Consider the following 21,190-nt stretch of genomic DNA (forward strand, 5'->3'; position numbering starts at 1 on the left):
TATCTTTCCGCTCCCGCTTCGCGCCAGTAGTCGCAGATATTGGCTTGACGCGGGATACATAAATCTGCTCGTAAAATCGCCTTACCATCGTCCCGCGTCCTAGTGAAGTATCCCAGGTCAGCGCTTTTAATTGTTTTATGAAAAAGGACTGGCAATGGACCTATTTTCTTATTCCCGACATTCAATGATAAAATCTGTTACTTTAGTGTTTGCAGATTCTGTCAGATTCCTATGATTCAATCCCCCCCTAGCATTACTCATAATGAATTAGAGATTTACAAGACTCCACCTCATTCAGTTGAAGCAGAGCAATCAGTATTAGGTGGTTTAATGCTGGATAATCACGCATGGGACAAAATAGCAGATATTATCACTCATACTGATTTTTATCGGCAGGATCATCAGCTCATCTATCATCATATCTGCAACCTCATAGAGCAAAATAAACCTGCTGATGTTATTACCGTCGCGGAATCCCTTGAAAATTCGGCTGAATTACAGAATGTTGGTGGGTTGACTTATATAGGCTCAATAGTACAGAGCACACCAACAGCCGCTAATATTCGCCGTTACGCTGAGATTGTAAGGGAACGTGCCATCATGCGTAAGCTTGCGCAGATCAGTACACAAATTGCTGACTCGGCCTACAATCCGGCAGGACGTTCTGCATCAAATCTATTGGATGAAGCAGAAAGCAAGATATTTGAAATTGCTGAAATTGGCGCACGTGGCAAACAGGGCTTTATCGATATCCAACCTCTCTTAAAGCAGGTGGTAGAGCGCATTGAAATGCTATACAGCCGCGATAATCCGAGTGATGTTACAGGCGTTGCATCTGGCTTTCATGATTTGGATCAGAAAACCTCGGGTTTTCAGCCTGGAGACCTTATTATCGTCGCAGGCAGACCTTCGATGGGCAAAACGGCCTTTTCTCTTAATATTGCAGAGCATGTGGCATTAGAGCTTAATAAACCAGCAGCTGTATTTAGTATGGAAATGGGTGGCGCACAACTCGCTATGCGTATGCTAGGCTCAATAGGAAGGCTTGATCAGCACAAGGTTCGTACTGGACGCCTGGAAGATGAAGATTGGCCAAAGCTTACCCATGCACTGGGTAAACTGAATGATGCACCTATCTTTATTGATGAAAGCGCTGCATTGAATGCTCTGGAGCTTAGAGCCCGCGCACGGCGGCTTTATCGTCAGCATGGAGAACTAGGGTTAATTGTTATCGATTATCTGCAGCTCATGTCTTCACATTCTCCAGGAGAAAATCGCGCTACCGAAATTTCCGAGATCTCACGATCCCTTAAAGCCTTGGCGAAAGAGTTGCAAGTTCCTGTTATAGCATTATCACAGCTTAATCGCAGCCTGGAACAGCGACCCAATCCGCACAAACGCCCAGTTATGTCTGATTTGCGTGAATCTGGCGCCATAGAACAGGATGCGGATGTCATTCTGTTCATTTATCGTGATGAAGTATACAATCCAGATACCCCGGACAAAGGAATCGCTGAGATCATTATTGGAAAACAGCGCAATGGCCCAATTGGAAAAATCAATCTAACCTTTCTTGGTGAATATACACGTTTTGAAAATTGTGCTCGACCTGAGTATTATTAATCAAATAATCAGCTGTTTCGTATTTTTATCAGCAAGAAAAATATTTTTCTGTTAATTCCGATCCAATCGTCGATATTGTATCGCTTCTGCGATATGCCCACTGTTAATCTGCTCACTATCTGCTAAATCTGCGATAGTACGCGCCAACTTCAAGATACGATGATATGCCCGTGCAGAAATGTTCAAACGGGACAATGCATTCTCCAGTAAATGTTTACCCTGCTCATCCAGCTTGCAATATTGATCTATTTCATGCACCCTCAAACCAGCATTGGTACCATTCTGCCGCACTAGTTGATATTGGCGGGCAGCCTCGACACGCGCTCTTATTATACGACTTGATTCACCTACCCTTTGCTGCAGCAAATCCTCTTGCGGTACAGAGGGTACTTCAATCTGCATATCGATACGATCAAGCAAAGGGCCAGAGATTTTTCCACGATAACGCGCTATCTGATCAGGTGTGCAGCGGCATTTCCCCCCATAATGTCCTAGATAACCACAAGGACATGGATTCATTGCAGCGATTAACTGGAACCTTGCAGGAAAATTGGCCTGCCGTGTCGCCCGTGAAATAGTGATTTGGCCCGACTCGAGTGGCTCACGTAGCACCTCTAAGACTCTACGATCAAATTCTGGCAACTCATCGAGAAATAACACCCCGTGCATTGCCAGGGAGATTTCTCCTGGGCGAGGAATACTGCCACCCCCTACCATGGCTACCGCAGAGGCGGTATGATGAGGCGAGCGGAAAGGACGATGTTTCCAGTTTGCAATATCGAAGTGACCGCTGGCAAGCGACTGCATGGCAGCAGACTCAAGCGCTTCTTGCTCCGTCATAGTGGGAAGAATATCCGGAAGACGTTCAGCCAGCATCGACTTTCCTGTGCCGGGCGGCCCAATCATCAATATACTATGACCACCAGCTGCAGCGATCTCCAGGGCACGCTTAGCATGCACCTGACCTTTTACTTCAGTCAGATCTGGATGATAATTTGAATTATCCTTACTGATATTTGTTTCAGAAGGTGTTGTGTGCAGCTGCAATAACTCATGTCCGGTTAAATGCGCACAGATCTGAAGTAGTGATGTTGCAGGATAAACGCGTGCTTCCCTAACCAGAGAAGCTTCCGCAGCATTATGTTGTGGCAGGACAAAACTACGCCCTGATCGTGACGCACCATAGGTCATAGCTAATGCACCATGGATAGGGCGCAATTCCCCGCTTAAAGAAAGTTCACCTACCCATTCATACTGATCGAGTTTATCAGTAGGTATTTGGCCCGTTGCTGCGAGAATACCTACTGCAATAGGTAAATCAAATCGACCACTTTCCTTGGGCAAATCTGCCGGTGCAAGATTGACCGTAATCCGCTGCGCTGGGAATTTGAATTGCCCATTTTGCAGCGCAGCGCGCACCCTGTCTTTACTTTCCTTTACTTCTGTTTCAGGTAATCCGACAATCGTGAAGCTGGGTAAACCATTGGATAAATGGGTTTCCACAGTAACCAGTGGTGCTTCGATACCTGATAGTGCGCGACTATAAAGGATAGCCAGTGACATGAAGAATAAGGAATGCGATAAAAATACCGTCTGTTATCAGAGAATTAATAGGCGCATGACAAGACAGCTAAACAACCAGAAATCTATCTGCCAAGAAATCTTTACTTTAATTGTTAACCTTCATAATTTGTATTGCTTGTAGTGGTATCTGACGTAGTTGTCTTAAGTTGATTCTCCAAGGCAGCAACTTTTTCTTCTAGCTCAGTCAATTTTGCGCGTGTCCGCTTAAGCACTTCTTGTTGCACATCAAACTCTTCACGCGTCACCACATCCAAACGAGAAAGCATACTCGTCAACATGGCGCGCATATTCCTTTCAATATCCTTGGCCGGACTTTGAGCTATAATTTCACTAATCTTGGTGCCGATCTCGTCCAGAACATTTTTGTTAACCATTTTTCTCTCCATTTACATTGGCTGATTACTGAGTAACCACTATATAAGCTTAGTTACGACATTTACAAGATAAAATCGCATACTTCAAACAAATAGGCAACCTGAAAACGAGTGCTAAAAGTTATCACAAATAAAATCGTGTACGGTGATCGCTATCTTTTTCATACAATATTGATTCATGACTCTCGATCGTTTACAACTCCTGGAAACTTGGATAAAAGTAGAGTTTCCCGGTAAATCTTTCAAACTCTCCCCCGCTTCTGCTGATGCAAGCTTCCGTCGTTATTTTCGTATCGTAATGGAGCAGCAATCCATAATTGCTATGGATGCGCCACCACAGCTGGAAAACTGTACGCCATTTCTGCATGCAGCTAAAGTATTTGCTACAGCCAACGTCCATGTACCTGCCATATTTGCCCAGAACCTGACACAAGGTTTTTTGTTACTTTCAGACCTTGGGAATACAACTTACTTGCAAGCACTGGCAACAAATCCAACTACTGCAGATAAGCTTTATGGCGATGCGATCGATGCGCTAATTAGAATTCAACTAATCAGTCAAGCAAATATATTTCCTGAATACGATGCAACACTACTCAGAAGAGAATTAGATTTATTTCCAGAGTGGTACGTTGCCCGACATTTACAAGTAATACTCAATCAAAAGCAAGTCAATGATATGACTGCTATTTTTTCACGCATTCTTAAAAATAATCTTGCTCAGCCCAAGGTATTTGTTCATCGTGATTATCACTCCCGCAACTTGATGATGACTACACCCAATCCTGGTATTCTTGATTTTCAAGATGCAGTCTATGGTCCTATTACTTATGACTTGGTTTCTTTGTTTAAAGATGCCTATATCCATTGGGAAGAAGAGCGCATATTAGACTGGGTCATTCATTACTGGGAAAAAGCACGCAAGGCAGGTCTCCCTGTTACGACTGATTTTTCTGATTTTTACCGAGATTTTGAATGGATGGGCGCTCAACGTCATCTCAAAATATTGGGTATTTTTGCACGACTGTATTATCGAGATCATAAAGAAGCCTATCTCAAAGATATGCCATTAGTCATGACCTATTTACGCAAGACATGTGAACGCTATCGGGAGCTTCATCCATTGCTTACACTATTAGATCAGCTTGAGGGCATACAACCTAATACAAAAATTAGTTATACCTTCTAATAGAATGCCAGGTCATTCCTTTAAAGCCATGATTCTTGCAGCAGGGCGAGGTGAGCGCATGCGCCCCCTTACCGATACATTACCCAAACCGTTGCTTCGCGCCGGGAAACAAATGTTGATCGAGTATCATCTGCAAAATCTGGCACAGGCTGGTTTTAGGGATATCGTCATCAATCATGCTTATTTGGGCCACATGATTGAAGCAGCCTTAGGCGATGGTCAGCGCTATGACATCAATATTACCTACTCAAAAGAAACTACTATACTGGAAACAGCTGGTGGAATCGCGAATGCGCTACCGCTATTAACCAATTACTCAGCAAACCAATCCTTCCTGGTCGTCAATGCCGATATCTTTTGCCAAATAGACTACTCTGCCTTATTACCGGCATTACAACGATTGCAAGGAAATCCTGATGGCGATCTCGCCCATTTGGTTTTGGTCGATAACCCTCCCCATCATCCCAATGGCGATTTTTTTCTGGAGCAAGGACGCCTCACAGCAATGGGGCATCACCAACTCACTTTTAGCGGGATTGGTGCTTACCATCCCTACCTCTTTAACCTGGTCGCTCCTGGAATCGCTACCAAGCTTTCGCCTCTATTACGTCAGGCAATCTCTTCAAATAAAGTTGGAGGGGAATATTACCAAGGGATGTGGATGGATATCGGCACACCAGAACGACTACAATTGCTTACTGCACAATTTTTATGAAAGTACTCTGCTATTAAATTCCACTATGGCCATTCACTTATATCAAGCCACCAATTAAAGATATTAAGTAACGAGTAATTACTTCCTTTAGCCAGACAAGATGTGTAATTGTTATATCGCTTTATAAGTACACTAGAGCTATCACACTCAGCCTAATTTGCCCTCCTCATATACTTAAAAATTTTTACTCCATTATTTAATCTATCAAACTATTTCAATTAACTATTTAATTGCAGCCACATAAGCACCAATTTATTTCATATTTAAATACTTATCTTTTATTTTTTCTAGACATATTATTTATGCTGAAGAAAGAATAAGCTATTTAAATTGATTAATTCCATTAATGATAATAATGGTTAATTCATTAAAAACCATAATATTATTGATGCTAGTCTCAATAATAGTGATCATCTCTAAGCAAAAACTGTCATCCAATTGAAACGAATTAAACATATAAATATGTTTCCTGAAAAGAACATATTTATAAGATAGCTGTTTTTGATATCACAATGAAAAACTCAATAGAAATTTTAAATGAATGAAAGGAGAAAAATTTAACTTATTGTTTAATGGAGGTACTACGATGAAAACAAAGATTTCTTTGACTACTTTGCTGATGGTTAGTTTTTTATCTGCTTGCGCGCAAATGAATCCCGTTTCATCTATGCAGAGTAATGAAATTGGCAATGGTAATCTAAACGCAATTGATCGCAGCAATCACGATGCGTTAGCACAGCATTATGAAAATACTGCAAAAGAGTTACAAGTAAAATTGCAGGAACAGCAGAAACTACTTAAGGAATATGAAGACCATAATTATTATTATGGAAGAAAAGGTCAAAATCTCAACTCACAAACTTCAGCGAAAGTTCGCCATTTGGAGAAATTGATAAAAGAGAATCTGGACGAAGCTGCTATTCACCGGAAAATGGCAAGAGACCAGGAAAAGCGCAACTATACTGATGTGGATAAAAGAGATTTTAGATTCACAAAAGAAGATAAAGTATACTAGCTCGACTTTTGCCAGTGCTTTAGTATTCAACAAGATTTGCCAAAGGGCCTCGTTATAGCAATACTTTCCTGAATGAGCTCGCTCCTGATTATAAAACGTCATCCAGCGATCGACATCTTGGGGAGCTTGTCCAAGCTATAAGATAGCTTGCGACAAAACATGACATCGTACCACCCATTCTTTTTCATGGTTTTATGGAAACGCCCACAAATACCGTTGGTTTGTGGGCTATAGGCCCTAGTTTCGGAATATTCAATATATTCCAACTTTAAATAAAGCTGGCAGGTATGAGTCTACTTTTTACCGCAATAAAGCAAGGAATGACTCAGTCATTGAACAGATTAGCAGCAATCAATGCATTTTTTTCAGTATAAAGTTTGGCAATGGCTGCCGGCTATAGGCAACTTGGGTACCGAGATAGCCAGGATGTTGCGTCTCAATTTTACTCTCTGCTTGCCGTTTTACTTTGGCTATTTCTAGTGCCTGGAGCTGGGATTCCGCTAGAACATGGGTCATCTTGGCTTCCAATGCTTAACAAACGTTCCCTGAAGCATTCCAGATCATGACGTAACCAGATTGAGCGTACGCCACTGCCTGAGACTAAAATCCCTTGGTGTTTTAATTCATTCGCAACCCGATGCTGTCCATCGGCAAGATACTCATACGCCATATTAACGACCGCTTGCTCTTCTCGACCAGTTTCTTACGACTGATCTCATGCAGCGCAAGCTCCCTACCTTCATCATAAAGCTTCTTAAAACGATTAGTAACTATTCCAGCCATAGTCCATCACATTACAGACTGCTTGCACATTGCCTAACTACTTGGCTAACTCCAGCAACCCTAGCTTCGGTTTAGTTATCTCTGATGATTCATTCATTTCCGACATTCCATTATCTTCATGATTAAAAATAATAAAATGTCAGATTAAATCTAATTTTTTACAGATAAAGCGAAATTCCAGCTAAATTAGCATCAATCTAACAATTGATTTAATAAAACAGGCTACCTAACAGTGTTTGACCGTAGCTTGTTTTATAGTGCACCACTAAATTCCTTACCTTCTTAGCAAAACTTTTTCCATCTCTAACTAAATAAATTAAGCTAGCAGGCATGCCATAATGGTATGCCATAATGGTCTTTTTCATTGGATTCATCTCTATTTTTCAAATCAACTGCAAGCCTTAATCTGAAATCGACTGATTTTATATCGAACAGTGTAGAGAGTAATGCAAGAAATAAAATTTAATTTTTCATTACTCGTTTCGTCATCGTAACCAATCTTGTTAGGCCAAATATTTCGCCAGAGCACACGATAAAGGCAAGCAGATTTACGAGCAGACAGATTTGCATAGCCTGCATCAAACCAACATCCGCGACTATTGGTGCGAAATGAGGAAGAAAAGATGCTGGAACTCTCCAGCCAAGATCCTGTTGGATTTTCATAAATCTATCCAGAGGCACTGCTTCATCAGCTTTAGCACTATGTTCCTGCTGGCCTGGTGAAAAATCCAGGTTAGCTCGATGTATTATGCTTGAACAGATATATGAGAAAATAGCGGATAAGAAAATTTCAGTATTCCGGAAATTCGCGCCATATGTATCCCATTACTTCCCGCGAGCACGCGCTCTTCAAGCAACTGGTTAAGCTGGAAAAATCGTCACGGCTACGACGATTAAAAGGTTTGACGTTACTCGATGGAGTCCATCTCATTCAGGTTTATCATGCTAGAGAACAAATACCGCTAAAGTTGATCGTGAGTGAATCAGGATATGACCATGCTGAAATCAAACATTTGATACGCGAATTGAGTAGACAAGCTGGAATCGATACCATAATGTTCAGCGATGCTTTGTTCAAGCAAGTATCCCCTGTCAGAACACCAACCGGTATCCTGGCGCTTATTGCTATTCCCACATGCGAGTCTAATGCAATCGACGACAGTCAGGTATTTTGTGCATTACTGGAAGCCATACAGGATCCCGGCAATCTGGGCTCGATGCTTCGTTCGGCTGCAGCCGCTGGTGTGAATGATGTTTATTTGTCCAACGATTGTGCAGATGCTTGGTCGCCCAAAACACTGCGAGCAGCAATGGGAGGGCATTTCTCGCTAACTATACACGAGCAGTCTAATTTGGTGCAGGTGGCCCAGCAATTTCACGGCAAAGTCATCGCTACGACTTTACAGGCGACCCAGCATCTTTATCAAACCGATCTCAAAGGCCCGGTTGCATTTTTATTTGGCAATGAAGGAGCAGGACTATCGCAAGAAATACTGCGAGCAGTCAGCGAGCGGGTTACAATTCCCATGCCAGGCAATACGGAATCGCTCAATGCTGCTGCCGCAGCCGCCATTTGTTTCTTCGAGAAAGTCAGGCAGCAATATTATTAATGTTTGATTGCCTCATCTAAACTTTAGCTAATGTGTCTTACGTCAATTCGCAGCAGGAAGGAGGAAATGATAGTTTTATACCTAAGCTACCATCCGCCATTGGCTTGGAAGGCTCTAGTCAGTTTTCTTTGTAGTCGGAGCAACTTTCGCGTAGAACGATTAAGCGGTGATCGCTATCTGCGAACGATTAAGCTCAACAATGATACCGGCTGGATTACTGCAAGGCAGGATGCGGTCCACCACCAGATAGATGTGGAAGTATCCCCATCCCTACTACCCTGTTTAACTCAGCTACAGACTCGTTTACGCATTTTATTTGACTTGGATGCGAACCCAGTAGTTATTGAAGCTCATCTCAAACACGACAAAATATTGAAGCAACTTATTACTCATAGCCCTGGTTTGCGCGTTCCTCGCACCCTGGATACCTTTGAGCTGAGCTTACGGGCGATACTAGGGCAGCAAGTCACCGTCAAGGCGGCCACTACCCTGTTCGGGCGTTTTGTTGCAACTTTTGGTAAACCAGTCGATACGCCATTTCCTGAACTGGATCGCACTGGACCAGTAGCTAGCGCGATTGCTAATGCAAGGCTGCAAACAATTATCGATCTTGGCTTAACACAACGCCGCGCCTCAACTATTCACCAGCTCGCGCAGAAAGTAGCCGAGGGAACACTGGGGCTGGAGCATGGTGATCCGGCTCAGATAATCGAACAGTTGCGTGAATTGTCGGGAATCGGCCCCTGGACTGCCCAATACATCGCTATGCGCGCTTTAGGAGATTCCAATGCAATTCCAGCGTCAGACTTAGGGCTAATACGCGCTTTACAAGTGGAAAAGCCAGGGGAAGTTCTATATCGTACAGAAAAATGGCAACCTTGGCGCGCCTACGGCGCAATCCATTTGTGGCATCATTTAAGTGCAGGAGGTTAAACAATGAATTATTACACGATCATGGAAAGTCCTGTCGATCCGCTCTTACTCATGAGTGATGGCGAACACCTTACTGGTTTATATATGGATGTGCAAAACTACCTGCCGTCCATGAAAGAAAACTGGATTTATGAACCAACTCCCTTTGCAGAAGCCATCTCCCAATTAAAGAGCTATTTTGCAGGAGAGCTGTGTCAATTTGATCTCCCGCTAAAAGCATCCGGGACAGCTTTCCAGGAAACTGTTTGGCAATTGCTGACGACCATTCCTTATGGCGAAACTGTCAGCTATAAAAGTATTGCCGAGCGCATTCACACACCCAAAGCAGTGCGTGCAGTAGGTTTGGCAAACGGCAAGAACCCTATTTCTATTATCATACCTTGTCATCGTGTCATCGGCGCTAACGGCAAGCTAGTCGGCTACGGTGGCGGCCTGCACCGTAAGCAGTGGCTATTAGCCCATGAAGCAAAACAAGGTGAGCTACTGCCAAGATAAAACTGGCCCCGCCATTGTGATGAAATTAATCAGCCACCAGCAAAACTACAGAGCAGATAAACCAGAGAGGGCATGCTAACAGCTTCGCACGTTGGCAATTAATATCAGATCAAACTTGCTCACACTTCATAAGGCTCAGGATCTTCGGCTAAGGGTGATTCTGGTCCTATTGAAGTAGTTGTCATAGCGCTACTGCTTACCGCTCCTGGAATTCTGGGCGTATTGCAAACCACATCGGCATTTTGTGCACGATGACGCAAGGCGTGATCCATCAGTACCAAGGCCAGCATGGCTTCAACGATAGGAGTAGCACGTATGCCGACACAAGGATCATGCCTGCCATGTGTTTCGACAATTACCGGCCTGCCTGCCTTATCGATAGAGCGTCTCTCCAGACGTATGCTAGATGTCGGTTTAATTGCCACATTGACAGTAATTGGCTGCCCCGTGGAAATACCGCCTAGAATACCGCCAGCGTTATTGCTCAGAAATCCCTCGGGTGCCATCTCGTCCGAATGCTCGGTTCCTTTCTGACTGACACTAGCAAATCCTGCACCAATCTCTACACCTTTGACGGCATTGATACTCATCATTGCATAAGCAATTTCTGCATCGAGACGATCATAAACGGGCTCCCCCCAGCCAACGGGCACTCCCTTAGCGATGACGCTGATTTTTGCGCCCACCGAGTCACCAGATTTTCGCAGACGATCCATAAAATCCTCGAGCTCCGGCACGATACTGTTATCTGCCGCAAAGAATGGGTTCTGATTCACATCATTCCATTGTTTAAAAGGGATGATGATAGGCCCCAACTGCGCCATATAGCCACGAATGATGACGCCATAGGTTTCATGCAACCATTTCTTGGCGATTGCAGCCGCTGCAACCCGAACTGCAGTCTCGCGTGCAGATGCGCGCCCGCCCCCACGGTAATCACGAATACCGTATTTCTGCCAATAGGTGTAATCCGCATGGCCGGGGCGAAATACATCCATGATTTTGCTGTAATCCTTGCTGCGCTGATCCTCGTTACGAATCAGCAAAGCAATCGGTGTGCCGGTTGTTTTACCTTCAAACACACCCGAAAGAATTTCTACCCGATCAGCTTCTCGCCGTTGTGTAACGTGGCGCGAAGTGCCAGGTTTGCGCCGATCCAATTCTTGTTGTATAAATTCTTCTGATAAAGCCAATCCTGGTGGACATCCATCTACTACACAACCAATCGCCGGGCCATGCGACTCACCAAACGACGTGACACAAAAAAGTTTTCCTAGCGTATTCCCAGACATTCTCTTTTTCTCGTTAAATCGGTGGTCCAAGTCTAACATATGCTGGTGTGGATTTTTACTGTTGCTCACCGGCGAATACTTTTATACAGATACTTGTGACTGAATTTCTTTCTTAGCCGTGCACCTCTAGGTAGAATGATACTTACGAATAAAAGTTATTATCTAATTGATGTTATTGAGTTGAAAGAGGAGCAATCATGAATACAGCGGAAGTCAAAGCGTTTCTCACTAATTTACAAAAAAGAATCGTTGCAGGATTAGAACAGTTAGATGGCAGACCTTTCCTGCACGACGCCTGGGAACGTCCCGAGGGAGGCGGTGGATTAAGCTGCGTGATTGAAGAAGGTAATATATTTGAGCGAGGCGGGGTCAATTTTTCTTATGTCCATGGCAATGGCTTACCTGCATCAGCCACTGCCGCGCGGCCTGAATTAGCTGGCCGTTCATTTGAAGCTACCGGAGTGTCACTGGTCTTGCATCCACGCAACCCCTATGCTCCCACCATACATATGAATGTACGATTTTTTGAAGCTAAAAAAGAAGGATCAGAACCCGTTTGGTGGTTTGGTGGTGGCATGGATTTAACACCGTATTATGGCTTTGAAGAAGATGCCATTCATTTTCACCAAACCTGTAAAAATGCACTTCAGCCTTTCGGTGATGCATATTATCCTCGCTTCAAAAAATGGTGCGACGAGTATTTCTACTTAAAACATCGCAAAGAACCACGCGGCATTGGTGGTATTTTTTTTGATGATTTGAATCAACCTGATTTCACCACCTGCTTTACTCTAATACAGAGCGTTGGAGATCATTTTTTATCCGCCTATGTTCCGATCCTGGAAAAACGCCTCAATACACCGTATGGTGAGCGTGAGCGTGATTTTCAGGCCTATCGTCGCGGACGCTATGTCGAATTCAATCTAGTTTGGGATCGAGGAACGTTATTTGGATTACAAACAGGCGGACGCACTGAATCGATCCTAATGTCTTTGCCTCCAATCGTCAAATGGCGCTATAACTGGGCTCCTCCAGCAGGAAGTACAGAAACCGCACTCTATACTGATTTCTTGATTGGCAAAGATTGGGTTAAATTTTAGGAAAAATTCTGGTTGAACACTTTGTTGATATCGTGTTTAGTTTTCCTCTCGCGATCCAACACAAATGTGAACTTTTAGATTATAAGCAAGACAATGTTAAGAAAGGCCAGCCAGATAACTCACGATCATTGCATATTGTGCTACCGACAAATTCTCTGCCCGTAAACCGGAATCCAAGGATAAAGCATCAAAATCTTCAGGCTTAAGATAATCACGCAAAGTATTGCGCAATGTTTTGCGCCGTTGTGAGAAGGCAGCCGATACGATTTGGGCAAATAATGGCTCTTGGTCAGCAGGGACAATGGGTTGCGTCAATGGACGCATGCGCACAATAGCTGATTGTACTTTCGGGACAGGACGAAACGATTCTGCCGGAATCATCAGGATTTGTTCCATTTCAAAATGATTCTGCAGCATGACAGATAAACGCCCATAATCTGGAGTAGAGGGAATAGCTACCATGCGCTCGACTACTTCTTTTTGCAACATAAAATGCATATCGACAATATAAGAACAGAATTGACTGAGATGGAACAAAAGGGGGGTAGAGATATTGTAGGGTAAGTTGCCGACGATGCGTAAGCGGTTACCCAATTGAGAAAAATCAAACTTCAATGCATCTACTGAATGGATAGTTAATTTCTCTTCAGTAAATTCCTGACTTAGATGCTTGACGATATCCCGATCAATTTCTATGGCATAAAGATGGTCCACAATTTGCAGTAATGGCCGCGTCAATGCACCTAATCCAGGGCCAATCTCAACAAGTCGATCTCCCCCCCTGGATGGTCGGATGGCGTGAATGATTTCAGCAATGATCTCGGGGTCGATCAGAAAATTCTGACCAAAACGCTTGCGCGGAATATGCTTCACAATCTAATAAAAATACGTAAGCTTAGGCTGGTAGTAACTGTGTTATGGAATTTCAGGGTTGTTGCCGAGCACACTGCTTTTGAGCCAGCATGATTGCCATTTCTATGGCGGCTCGTAAACTACCCGGATCAGCTCGCCCCGTTCCAGCCAAATCAAGGGCAGTGCCATGGTCCACCGACGTTCGTATGATAGGTAGCCCCAGAGTGATATTAACTCCCGTGCCGAAGCTTGCGTACTTAAGCACAGGCAATCCTTGATCATGATACATGGCAAGAATGCAATCATAATCCTTCAGTCGTGCTGGATTGAATAACGTATCGGCTGGCAAAGGCCCAAGCAAGTTCATGCCTTCAGCACGAAGTTTGGTCAACACTGGAATGATGATGTCGATTTCTTCACGGCCCATATGTCCTGATTCGCCTGCATGAGGGTTGAGCCCAGCAACTGCAATGCATGGGTTATTGATAAAAAAACGATTAACCAGATCATGATGGATGATGCGTAGTTTCTGCTCCAGCTCTTCAGGCGTAATTGCCGCAGCGACTTCTTTCAAGGGCAAGTGCGTGGTCGCAAGTGTTACCCGCATGTTACCACCCACCAACATCATAACTACCTGACTTTGCGTCATTTCTGCCAGGTATTCGGTATGCCCTGTAAAAGGTATGCCCGCCTCGCTGATAATCCCTTTGTGAACCGGTGCTGTCACCATGGCATCAAACATTCCATTTTGACACCCTTCTACAGCATATTGCAGCGTTTTGAGTACATAGCTTGCGTTCGCTGGATCCAGTCTACCAGAGGAAACAGATACGTTTACCGGTACATGTATGATTTGGAGGCTACCAGGTTTATGCTCACTGAAATGAGCAGAGGGTCTTTCGATTAATTCCAAAGGAAGCTGTAACAATGCTGCGCGCTGCTGCAGCATGTCACGATCAGCAATGACCACGAGCTGACAAGACAAAGCTTCCTGCGCGATTTGAATACACAAATCGGGGCCAATGCCAGCTGGTTCACCTGCCGTCAATGCAAGTATGGGCATTGTTTTCATCGAATGGCTACTGCTAAATATCTTCGGCTCGATATTCGACATAAGCCTGATCGCGTAGCTGCTGTAACCACTCCTGCATCACCATTTCTGCTTTTCTTCCATGGATCGCTTTGCGTGCAGTTTGGCGTTGCTGCTCATTACTGACATCTTGTGATCGACGCTCAATTACCTGAATTAAATGCCAGCCAAACTGGGATTTTACAGGGGAGCTGATCTGACCAGGTAAAAGCGCATTCATAGCCTGGTCAAATTCAGGAACGGTATCGCCAGGAGAAAGCCAACCTAGATCTCCGCCCTTTGAGGCACTGGTATCTTCAGAATGAGCTTTCGCCATTTCTGCAAAATTAGCGCCATTATCGATGCGGTCTTTGATCTGCATTATCATGCGATGCGCATCATCTTCTGATACCAGCTCGCTGATTTTGACAAGGATATGACGGACATTCGTTTGATCGATGATAACCACTGGGGTTTCCTGCGGACGTCGACCCAATAACTTAAGAATATGAAAACCAACAGGACTCTGAATGATGGGCGTCACTTGACCAGGTTGCATGCTCACCAGCATTTCTGCAAAAGAGGGCCCCATCTGCATGATAGGTCGCCATCCAAGGTCTCCTCCCTGCATGGCATTGGGTGCATCGGAGAATTCTGCTGAGACTTGCGCAAATTCAGCACCTTCCAGCAATTTTCTCATGGCAGTCTCTGCGCGCTGACGCTTTGCTTCAATCTGTGTTGAATCCATTTGTTCCAAGATCTGGATCAGAATATGTGCAACATGATATTCATCGTTACCGATCGATGAGGTTTTCTGAGTACGCAGAAAATTATCTATCTCTCCTTCTGTTACATTAACACGACTGTTTACCTCGCGTTCTTTTAGTCGGGTCATAAGGATTTCATTATGTATCTCATCGCGGAATTGGCTTAAACCAATACCATCCTGTTCAAGTGCAGCATAGAATTCCCCCATCGATAATTTATTTTCCTTGGCGATATTGCGCATCGTTTTGTCAAGTTCACTATCACTAACGGATATACCCAGTTCTTTCGCACGTTGCAACTGGGCTCTCGTAAGGATGAGACGTTCCAATAACTGTTTCTCCAATACATCAAAAGGTGGAAGTTGTATTCTTTGTTTCTGCAACTGCCTGATAGTATTTTGTATCACATCATTGAGCTCAGTGCGTGTAATGACTTCTTCATTAACGACAGCAACAATATGATCGATTGGAATCATCTGAGTGAGGGCAGCAGTTTGTTGTGCCGCAGTTTTCCCAGTTATTGCCATGATGGTTAGTATCAACATAATCTGACAAGCAAAACCTGTCTTGTTAATAAGATGATCAGCGATCCTGCATATACTTTTCACAATTCCCATTTATTCCGATTATTGGTAAGTATTAATCTAATTTAGTACTGCTCGCTTGTTTGTGCATAGCCTGGAATACCCTGCCGTAGTACCCGTAATGGATTATTCCCTATTCGCATCAGGCCATTTAATTCGAGTTGGACAAAAAATGCCGTAGAAGTTCTCTCCGTTGAGGCAACAAACCGGTTTAGCACCATACGTAACGTCCAGCAACATGCATTGTATTCTATTCCTACCAGTCCAGCTAAAAGCTTATCATCCTTCAACGAGTAGTTGACGCTTGCCATCCCCTGCCAGTTTTTCAGGAATGGCCATTGAGTTGATGCATCGACTTGCTCCAGACCCGCCCCTGGTACTGGAAATAATAAACTGCTGCTCTGTATCGCTCCTGGGACCCCTCGAGTATAGCGATAGCCTAGATTGATTATTTTTCCAGGCTCTGGGTGATAGCTCACGCCGGTACGAATTTTTTCTGTGCGAAATTCACTTTCATCGAGCTGAACACTGGTGTCAGTCGTAATCACCGGTGTAATTCTTCCTGAAATAGCTGCAATAAAATCTGATTTATTACTTGTTGTTTGTTGCGTACTGAGTACTACGTCGCGTTCATGAAAACGTACTCGCTGACCTACCGCAAGCCGCAATCGCTCATTACCAGTTGAGGATTCTATTAGACGTGAGGTCAATGCCAATGTAATCTCATTGGCATCATTGATCCGGTCATGACCGCTGAACCGGTTTTCAGTAAAAATCTGCGCAAAACTGAAATCCATCTCCGCCGATTCAAAATTGGGGAAGATACGGTCATCCTGATTGCGAAATGGGACATAGAGGTAATAAATGCGTGGCTCGAGCGTTTGCACAAAATTCTCATTTCTGAATTTGGTATCCCGCTCAAATACCACCCCGGAATCGAGGCTGAATAGCGGTACAGTACGAACAAGATTGGTACCTGCATTGTCACTTACAGGCTCATTTAAATCGTAACGAGTGTGATGCAAACTCACTTTGGGTTTGACATAACCAGATGCCGTTTGCAAAGGCATGCTAACACTGGGAAAAAGTACTAAGCGCTGCCCATCGGCCAGGTTTATTCGTTGCCCATTGGGTAAGCGTTGGGCTTCGAAAAAAAAGTTCGTCCAGATACTCGTAAAATCAAAATCCAATCCATAAACATCACGTTGTGATGCTGTCAAGGTGAACTGAGGCAAACGCTTGTAGGGCGGGGTAATGATGTTTCCAGGGTCTTGAAGCGTTTGGAAGCTCTGAACAAGCGCGTTAAAGCTTATCACATTATTAAGGCCAAGACTAGTAGTATATGTAGTAGTCGCCTGCTGTAAAAGGTTGGTTCTGGAAGTGAGGTTTATGTTAGTGCCGAGATCACGAAAAAAATCACGATCAGAAACGAGACTATAGTCGACATTACCCGACCAGCCACTACCCAGATATTGAGCATGTTTCAAGAAAACACCATAACGAGTTTTATTGGTGATCAGATCATCAGGCAATATATCGAGAAGCGCCTGCCCTCCCAGCGTTTCACCCATATAGCGAAACTCATTTTCGAACATTATGCCGCGCTTACTCATAGCACGTGGCGAAATCGTTGCATCGTAATTAGGCGCGATGTTCCAGTAAAAAGGCAAGGAAACTTCCGCACCGCTTCGCGCCGTATTACCCATAACGGGTGCAAGAAAGCCTGTTTTTCGTTTGCCACTAAAGGAAAAATTCATCCACGGCAAATAAAGAAAGGGGACATCCTTGAATGCAACACTGACATGGCGTGCAGTACCTATTTCTTTCTCTTGATCAATTTCCAAATCTTCCGCTCGGATGAACCAATCATTGTTTTCGATTGGGCAAGTGGTATAACTACCCTTTTTTAGCCGGTAATGATCTTCTCCTTCAAACAAAAATAAACTCCCGTTCCCACGCCCGCCTCCTTCTTTTAAATAATAACTCGGCTGACTCATCTCTCCAATTAAGCTTTCAAGATTCAGCCTGAGATTAATTCCTTCCAGTACATCGTTCTCTCGTTCAAGCCGTACTTTACTTTCAACCACCGTATCTTTTGTAGCAGGAAAATATTTCATATGCTCGGCTGAGATAACTTGATCGCCGCGCTGCAATTTAGCCTTTCCTATGGCTTCTATTTCTTGACGAGGGTAACCTTTCATTAGGTCAGCTTCGATAAATACCGGTAGATTCTTTTTTGAGTCATCCAACTGTTCGGCTGCAATCACGACAGATGAACTGAGTACAATGAAAGAAACGAGAATTTGAATAAAATAATTGTTCATTACACGTGTAGTCACCCTGAAAATCTTTTTTCAGGCGATGCTTGCTATAGTCAGGTTTTCAGCCTATCCACATCATGGGGATGATATAAAGGTGAGATTAAGATTATCATTTCACATCATGAGCATTAAGTGAAAGTTCTCAATTTGGTTTCATCAAGTAAAAGAGTATTATTTTAGCTGACAAAATTTTTTTCATGTCCGATCTTGCTACTATTTTTTCTGAGAATGGCCTGCTATCCCATACCATACCAGGATACCGGGTTCGTACTCAGCAATTGCAAATGGCGCAAGCCATTGAAAATACGATTGAACATCATGGTGTGCTGGTAGCAGAAGCCGGTACCGGTACCGGAAAAACATTTGCTTATCTGGTACCCGCCTTATTGATGGGCGGCAAAGTGATCATCTCCACCGGCACTAAAACATTGCAAGATCAACTGTTTAATCGGGATATTCCTACTGTTCGTGCAGCACTGAAAGTCCCTGTCACTGTTGCGCTGCTGAAAGGTCGAGCTAATTATATCTGCCATTACCATCTGGAAAGAACATTACAATCTGATCACCTTAGTTTCGCATCACGTGAGGAAGTCAAATATCTAGGACTGATCGAACGCTATGCCAAGACGAGCCATCATGGTGATAAAAGCGGGCTCAGCAAAGTTCCAGAGAATGCGGCCATATGGCAGCATGTGACTTCCACACGAGATAACTGCCTCGGTTCAGAATGTCCGAGTTACAAGCAATGCTTTGTTATGGAAGCACGCAAACGCGCGCTCTCAGCTGATATTGTCGTGGTCAATCATCATTTGTTCTTTGCTGATGTGATGTTGCGCGATGAAGGGCTATCAGAGCTATTACCTGCCTGCAATACGGTCATCTTTGATGAAGCACATCAATTACCAGAAGTTGCCAGTCTATTTTTTGGTGAATCGGTCAGTACCAGTCAATTGTTGGAGCTTGCGCGAGACACCGAAATTGAGGCCTTGCTCAATGCCAAAGACTTTACTCCTCTCCCTGAAGCAGTGGTTGCCATGGAAAAGGCAACCCGTGATTTACGTTTAGCCATAGCTGGAGAAAACACACGCCTGCCGTCTGCTGCAGTGATGCAAAATACTGACTTCAAGGATACGCTCGCTATTCTACAGGAAAAACTCACGCTACTTGTCAGTTTGCTTGAGAATCAAGGAGTTCGCTCACAAGGGTTAGAAAACTGTTGGCGCCGGGCTGCTGCTATTCTTGCCAGTATCAAACGCTGGTGCGAGCAGATTGAAAACGAAGGCTATGTCCGCTGGGTGGAAACGTTCAATCATGCCTTGCAGCTCAATGCTACACCATTGTCTATCGCTGAAATATTCAATAAACAATTAAACGCTTCGCCACGTGCGTGGATATTTACTTCGGCAACTTTGGCAGTCAAAAATGATTTTTCCCATTACCATCAGGCGATGGGGTTAGCAACGGCTCAGTCAATCTGCTGGAGCAGTCCATTTAATTTTTCGAATCAGGCTCTGCTCTATGTTCCTGTTCAACTCCCTAATCCCAATGACCGCAACTATACCGAATGCGTCGTCAAGGCTGCATTGCCAGTACTGCGAGCAAGTCGTGGTCGTGCCTTCTTTTTATGTACCAGCTTGCGCGCGATGCAGCAGGTTTATGAGTTATTACAGGCAACATTCGAGTGGGAGCAGCTTGATTTTCCGCTATTGCTGCAAGGCCAGGGATCACGCACCACGATGTTAAACCGCTTCCGTGAGTTAGGAAATGCCATTCTCATCGGCAGTCAATCTTTCTGGGAAGGGGTCGATGTACGGGGTGAAGCGCTCTCAGTGGTGATCATCGACAAGTTACCATTTGCCTCACCGGACGATCCGGTACTCTCAGCACGCATCGAAAAAATCAATAAAGAAGGTCGCAATGCCTTTATGGAATATCAACTGCCTCGCGCCGTCATCAACTTGAAACAAGGTGCCGGACGCCTCATTCGGGATGAGAATGATCGCGGTGTATTGATGATCTGTGACCCACGTCTGATCACTCAATCCTATGGCAAGCGCATCTGGCAGAGCCTGCCACCCATGAAACGTACCCGCAATTTAGCTGACGTAGAAACTTTTTTTGCTGAAAAGACTGCTCAGGGGAATCCTGAGTAAGTCGCCGAGCAGGATGAAGTGCAAGACAGGCGAAGTGCTAAGAATTTAGTGTGAACCAGCAACACCGTTTACACTCAGTTTGTCGAAGTATGAACAGACTCTAGTCTAGCACTCAATAAGCGCGCTAACCCCTCTGCACCTTGCCGCATTACCTGGTGATGATTCCATCTAAACAAAGGCCGCGCAAGCGGGGCTATGAGATTCATCCACAACTTATTAATACGCACCTGCCACTCATAGCACACTACAGTCACACCATTTTCATGAAAAAAATTCCACCGTCCAATTCCCATTACTTCACCGCTGACCTGTCCCTCTATTAACGCAAACGGCACAACGTGCGTTATGAGCATATCGAAAGTAAGCCGATAAGGAATTCGCCCTCTCCAGATAAAACGATGCATACTCCCTACCCCATTCGCATCGCCAATAACAAGTTTTTCCACTTTTTTACAGCCCCGCCACCATGTAGGCCAATCAAGGCAATGGGTAATAGCGTCGCACACCTCAGCTAAAGGAGCACTGATACGCCATTCCGTGACAAATTGGAATTCTGTCACGATTACTTTATTGATCGAAAAAAACAAAGAAAAATTTTAGACTTAACTGATATTTCGTCATCTTATTCCATTTCTAACGTGAGTTCGACATAAGAATCACAACCCTACAAGTGGAAGAGCTTGAGTGAATCTGATATTAAGTGAAGGTTTCTTCTCGCGGAACGTGTAAGC

The 21,190-nt window shown here is 44.2% G+C and carries 18 protein-coding genes and 1 pseudogene; 9 read left to right on the forward strand and 10 right to left on the reverse strand.

The features are described from left to right. The first annotated feature begins 231 nt into the window (after positions 1–231). Complete coding sequence (gene dnaB, locus BLV54_RS05135) at positions 232–1,623, forward strand: replicative DNA helicase (protein WP_090568723.1); 1,392 nt, start codon at positions 232–234, stop codon at positions 1,621–1,623. Positions 1,624–1,674: 51 nt separating this feature from the next. On the opposite strand, the gene BLV54_RS05140 is transcribed toward dnaB, so the two are convergent. Together BLV54_RS05140 and BLV54_RS05145 are read right to left on the reverse strand one after the other, a co-directional pair. Continuing rightward, entirely contained in the window at positions 1,675–3,186 is a 1,512-nt protein-coding gene (locus BLV54_RS05140) for a YifB family Mg chelatase-like AAA ATPase (protein ID WP_090568726.1), read from the reverse strand. 113 nt (positions 3,187–3,299) lie between these two features. Continuing rightward, a complete protein-coding gene (locus tag BLV54_RS05145; protein ID WP_090568729.1) occupies positions 3,300–3,581 on the reverse strand; it encodes an accessory factor UbiK family protein in 282 nt (93 codons plus the stop codon). 178 nt (positions 3,582–3,759) lie between these two features. Here BLV54_RS05145 and BLV54_RS05150 point away from each other — a divergent pair, with 178 nt between their 5' ends. The 3 genes from BLV54_RS05150 (at position 3,760) to BLV54_RS15970 (ending at position 6,500) form a co-directional block, all read left to right on the forward strand. After that, positions 3,760–4,770: an aminoglycoside phosphotransferase family protein gene (locus tag BLV54_RS05150; RefSeq protein WP_090568732.1), complete on the forward strand. Its 1,011-nt coding sequence runs from the start codon at positions 3,760–3,762 to the stop codon at positions 4,768–4,770. Positions 4,771–4,774: 4 nt separating this feature from the next. Beyond that, entirely contained in the window at positions 4,775–5,485 is a 711-nt protein-coding gene (gene murU, locus BLV54_RS05155; RefSeq protein ID WP_256329147.1) for an N-acetylmuramate alpha-1-phosphate uridylyltransferase MurU, read from the forward strand. Positions 5,486–6,071: 586 nt separating this feature from the next. Continuing rightward, a complete protein-coding gene (locus BLV54_RS15970; protein ID WP_176969678.1) occupies positions 6,072–6,500 on the forward strand; it encodes a YajG family lipoprotein in 429 nt (142 codons plus the stop codon). A gap of 6 nt (positions 6,501–6,506) precedes the next feature. Here BLV54_RS15970 and BLV54_RS16695 read toward each other — a convergent pair. Beyond that, positions 6,507–7,380, reverse strand: a pseudogene (locus BLV54_RS16695) (integrase core domain-containing protein); the annotation flags it as partial. 365 nt (positions 7,381–7,745) lie between these two features. Continuing rightward, entirely contained in the window at positions 7,746–7,946 is a 201-nt protein-coding gene (locus BLV54_RS05165; RefSeq protein ID WP_090568735.1) for a hypothetical protein, read from the reverse strand. 152 nt (positions 7,947–8,098) lie between these two features. Between BLV54_RS05165 and BLV54_RS05170 the strand changes: the two genes are divergently transcribed. The 3 genes from BLV54_RS05170 to BLV54_RS05180 all read left to right on the forward strand — a co-directional run bounded on the left by BLV54_RS05170 (position 8,099) and on the right by BLV54_RS05180 (position 10,321). After that, positions 8,099–8,893, forward strand: coding sequence for a TrmH family RNA methyltransferase (locus BLV54_RS05170; RefSeq protein WP_090568737.1), 795 nt, complete (start codon positions 8,099–8,101; stop codon positions 8,891–8,893). A gap of 66 nt (positions 8,894–8,959) precedes the next feature. Beyond that, positions 8,960–9,826, forward strand: a complete 867-nt coding sequence (locus tag BLV54_RS05175) for a DNA-3-methyladenine glycosylase family protein (protein WP_176969680.1) — start codon at positions 8,960–8,962, stop codon at positions 9,824–9,826. Positions 9,827–9,829: 3 nt separating this feature from the next. Next, positions 9,830–10,321 carry a methylated-DNA--[protein]-cysteine S-methyltransferase gene (locus BLV54_RS05180; protein WP_090568742.1) on the forward strand — a complete coding sequence of 164 codons (492 nt, stop codon included), beginning with the start codon at positions 9,830–9,832 and terminating at the stop codon, positions 10,319–10,321. Positions 10,322–10,440: 119 nt separating this feature from the next. Here BLV54_RS05180 and aroC read toward each other — a convergent pair whose 3' ends face one another. After that, on the reverse strand, positions 10,441–11,613 hold the full coding sequence (gene aroC, locus BLV54_RS05185; RefSeq protein WP_090568745.1) for a chorismate synthase: 1,173 nt from the start codon (positions 11,611–11,613) through the stop codon (positions 10,441–10,443). A 197-nt stretch (positions 11,614–11,810) separates the two neighbouring features. Between aroC and hemF the strand changes: the two genes are divergently transcribed. Then, entirely contained in the window at positions 11,811–12,713 is a 903-nt protein-coding gene (hemF, locus tag BLV54_RS05190; RefSeq protein WP_090568748.1) for an oxygen-dependent coproporphyrinogen oxidase, read from the forward strand. A gap of 96 nt (positions 12,714–12,809) precedes the next feature. Here the strand turns inward: hemF and rsmA are convergent, their stop codons facing one another. From rsmA to BLV54_RS05210, 4 genes are read right to left on the reverse strand one after another with little or no spacing between them, the layout of a single operon-like run. Beyond that, positions 12,810–13,586 (reverse strand): 16S rRNA (adenine(1518)-N(6)/adenine(1519)-N(6))-dimethyltransferase RsmA, encoded by a 777-nt coding sequence (gene rsmA, locus BLV54_RS05195; RefSeq protein WP_176969681.1) that lies wholly within the window; start codon positions 13,584–13,586, stop codon positions 12,810–12,812. 52 nt (positions 13,587–13,638) lie between these two features. Beyond that, positions 13,639–14,637, reverse strand: a complete 999-nt coding sequence (pdxA, locus tag BLV54_RS05200) for a 4-hydroxythreonine-4-phosphate dehydrogenase PdxA (RefSeq protein WP_090568754.1) — start codon at positions 14,635–14,637, stop codon at positions 13,639–13,641. A 13-nt stretch (positions 14,638–14,650) separates the two neighbouring features. Next, positions 14,651–16,018, reverse strand: coding sequence for a peptidylprolyl isomerase (locus BLV54_RS05205; RefSeq protein WP_090568757.1), 1,368 nt, complete (start codon positions 16,016–16,018; stop codon positions 14,651–14,653). 32 nt (positions 16,019–16,050) lie between these two features. Further along, positions 16,051–18,309: an LPS-assembly protein LptD gene (locus BLV54_RS05210; protein ID WP_090568759.1), complete on the reverse strand. Its 2,259-nt coding sequence runs from the start codon at positions 18,307–18,309 to the stop codon at positions 16,051–16,053. A 194-nt stretch (positions 18,310–18,503) separates the two neighbouring features. Here BLV54_RS05210 and BLV54_RS05215 point away from each other — a divergent pair, with 194 nt between their 5' ends. Further along, positions 18,504–20,459 carry a DNA repair helicase YoaA gene (locus BLV54_RS05215; protein WP_090568762.1) on the forward strand — a complete coding sequence of 652 codons (1,956 nt, stop codon included), beginning with the start codon at positions 18,504–18,506 and terminating at the stop codon, positions 20,457–20,459. A 74-nt stretch (positions 20,460–20,533) separates the two neighbouring features. On the opposite strand, the gene BLV54_RS05220 is transcribed toward BLV54_RS05215, so the two are convergent. Then, a complete protein-coding gene (locus BLV54_RS05220) occupies positions 20,534–21,019 on the reverse strand; it encodes an SRPBCC family protein (protein WP_176969682.1) in 486 nt (161 codons plus the stop codon). Positions 21,020–21,190 lie beyond the last annotated feature (171 nt).

This window comes from Nitrosomonas sp. Nm33 (assembly GCF_900107265.1).
GTDB lineage: Bacteria > Pseudomonadota > Gammaproteobacteria > Burkholderiales > Nitrosomonadaceae > Nitrosomonas.

What these genes read in the sequence shown, in the direction of transcription:
- BLV54_RS05165 (WP_090568735.1), bottom strand. Translation starts at nt 7,946, where the DNA reads ATGAAAATCCAACAGGATCTTGGCTGGAGAGTTCCAGCATCTTTTCTT.
- murU (WP_256329147.1), top strand. Translation starts at nt 4,775, where the DNA reads ATGCCAGGTCATTCCTTTAAAGCCATGATTCTTGCAGCAGGGCGAGGT.
- BLV54_RS05215 (WP_090568762.1), top strand. Translation starts at nt 18,504, where the DNA reads ATGTCCGATCTTGCTACTATTTTTTCTGAGAATGGCCTGCTATCCCAT.
- BLV54_RS05180 (WP_090568742.1), top strand. Translation starts at nt 9,830, where the DNA reads ATGAATTATTACACGATCATGGAAAGTCCTGTCGATCCGCTCTTACTC.
- BLV54_RS05205 (WP_090568757.1), bottom strand. Translation starts at nt 16,018, where the DNA reads ATGGGAATTGTGAAAAGTATATGCAGGATCGCTGATCATCTTATTAAC.
- dnaB (WP_090568723.1), top strand. Translation starts at nt 232, where the DNA reads ATGATTCAATCCCCCCCTAGCATTACTCATAATGAATTAGAGATTTAC.
- BLV54_RS05145 (WP_090568729.1), bottom strand. Translation starts at nt 3,581, where the DNA reads ATGGTTAACAAAAATGTTCTGGACGAGATCGGCACCAAGATTAGTGAA.
- pdxA (WP_090568754.1), bottom strand. Translation starts at nt 14,637, where the DNA reads ATGAAAACAATGCCCATACTTGCATTGACGGCAGGTGAACCAGCTGGC.
- hemF (WP_090568748.1), top strand. Translation starts at nt 11,811, where the DNA reads ATGAATACAGCGGAAGTCAAAGCGTTTCTCACTAATTTACAAAAAAGA.
- BLV54_RS05210 (WP_090568759.1), bottom strand. Translation starts at nt 18,309, where the DNA reads ATGAACAATTATTTTATTCAAATTCTCGTTTCTTTCATTGTACTCAGT.
- BLV54_RS05175 (WP_176969680.1), top strand. Translation starts at nt 8,960, where the DNA reads ATGATAGTTTTATACCTAAGCTACCATCCGCCATTGGCTTGGAAGGCT.
- BLV54_RS05150 (WP_090568732.1), top strand. Translation starts at nt 3,760, where the DNA reads ATGACTCTCGATCGTTTACAACTCCTGGAAACTTGGATAAAAGTAGAG.
- BLV54_RS15970 (WP_176969678.1), top strand. Translation starts at nt 6,072, where the DNA reads ATGAAAACAAAGATTTCTTTGACTACTTTGCTGATGGTTAGTTTTTTA.
- aroC (WP_090568745.1), bottom strand. Translation starts at nt 11,613, where the DNA reads ATGTCTGGGAATACGCTAGGAAAACTTTTTTGTGTCACGTCGTTTGGT.
- BLV54_RS05170 (WP_090568737.1), top strand. Translation starts at nt 8,099, where the DNA reads ATGTATCCCATTACTTCCCGCGAGCACGCGCTCTTCAAGCAACTGGTT.
- BLV54_RS05140 (WP_090568726.1), bottom strand. Translation starts at nt 3,186, where the DNA reads ATGTCACTGGCTATCCTTTATAGTCGCGCACTATCAGGTATCGAAGCA.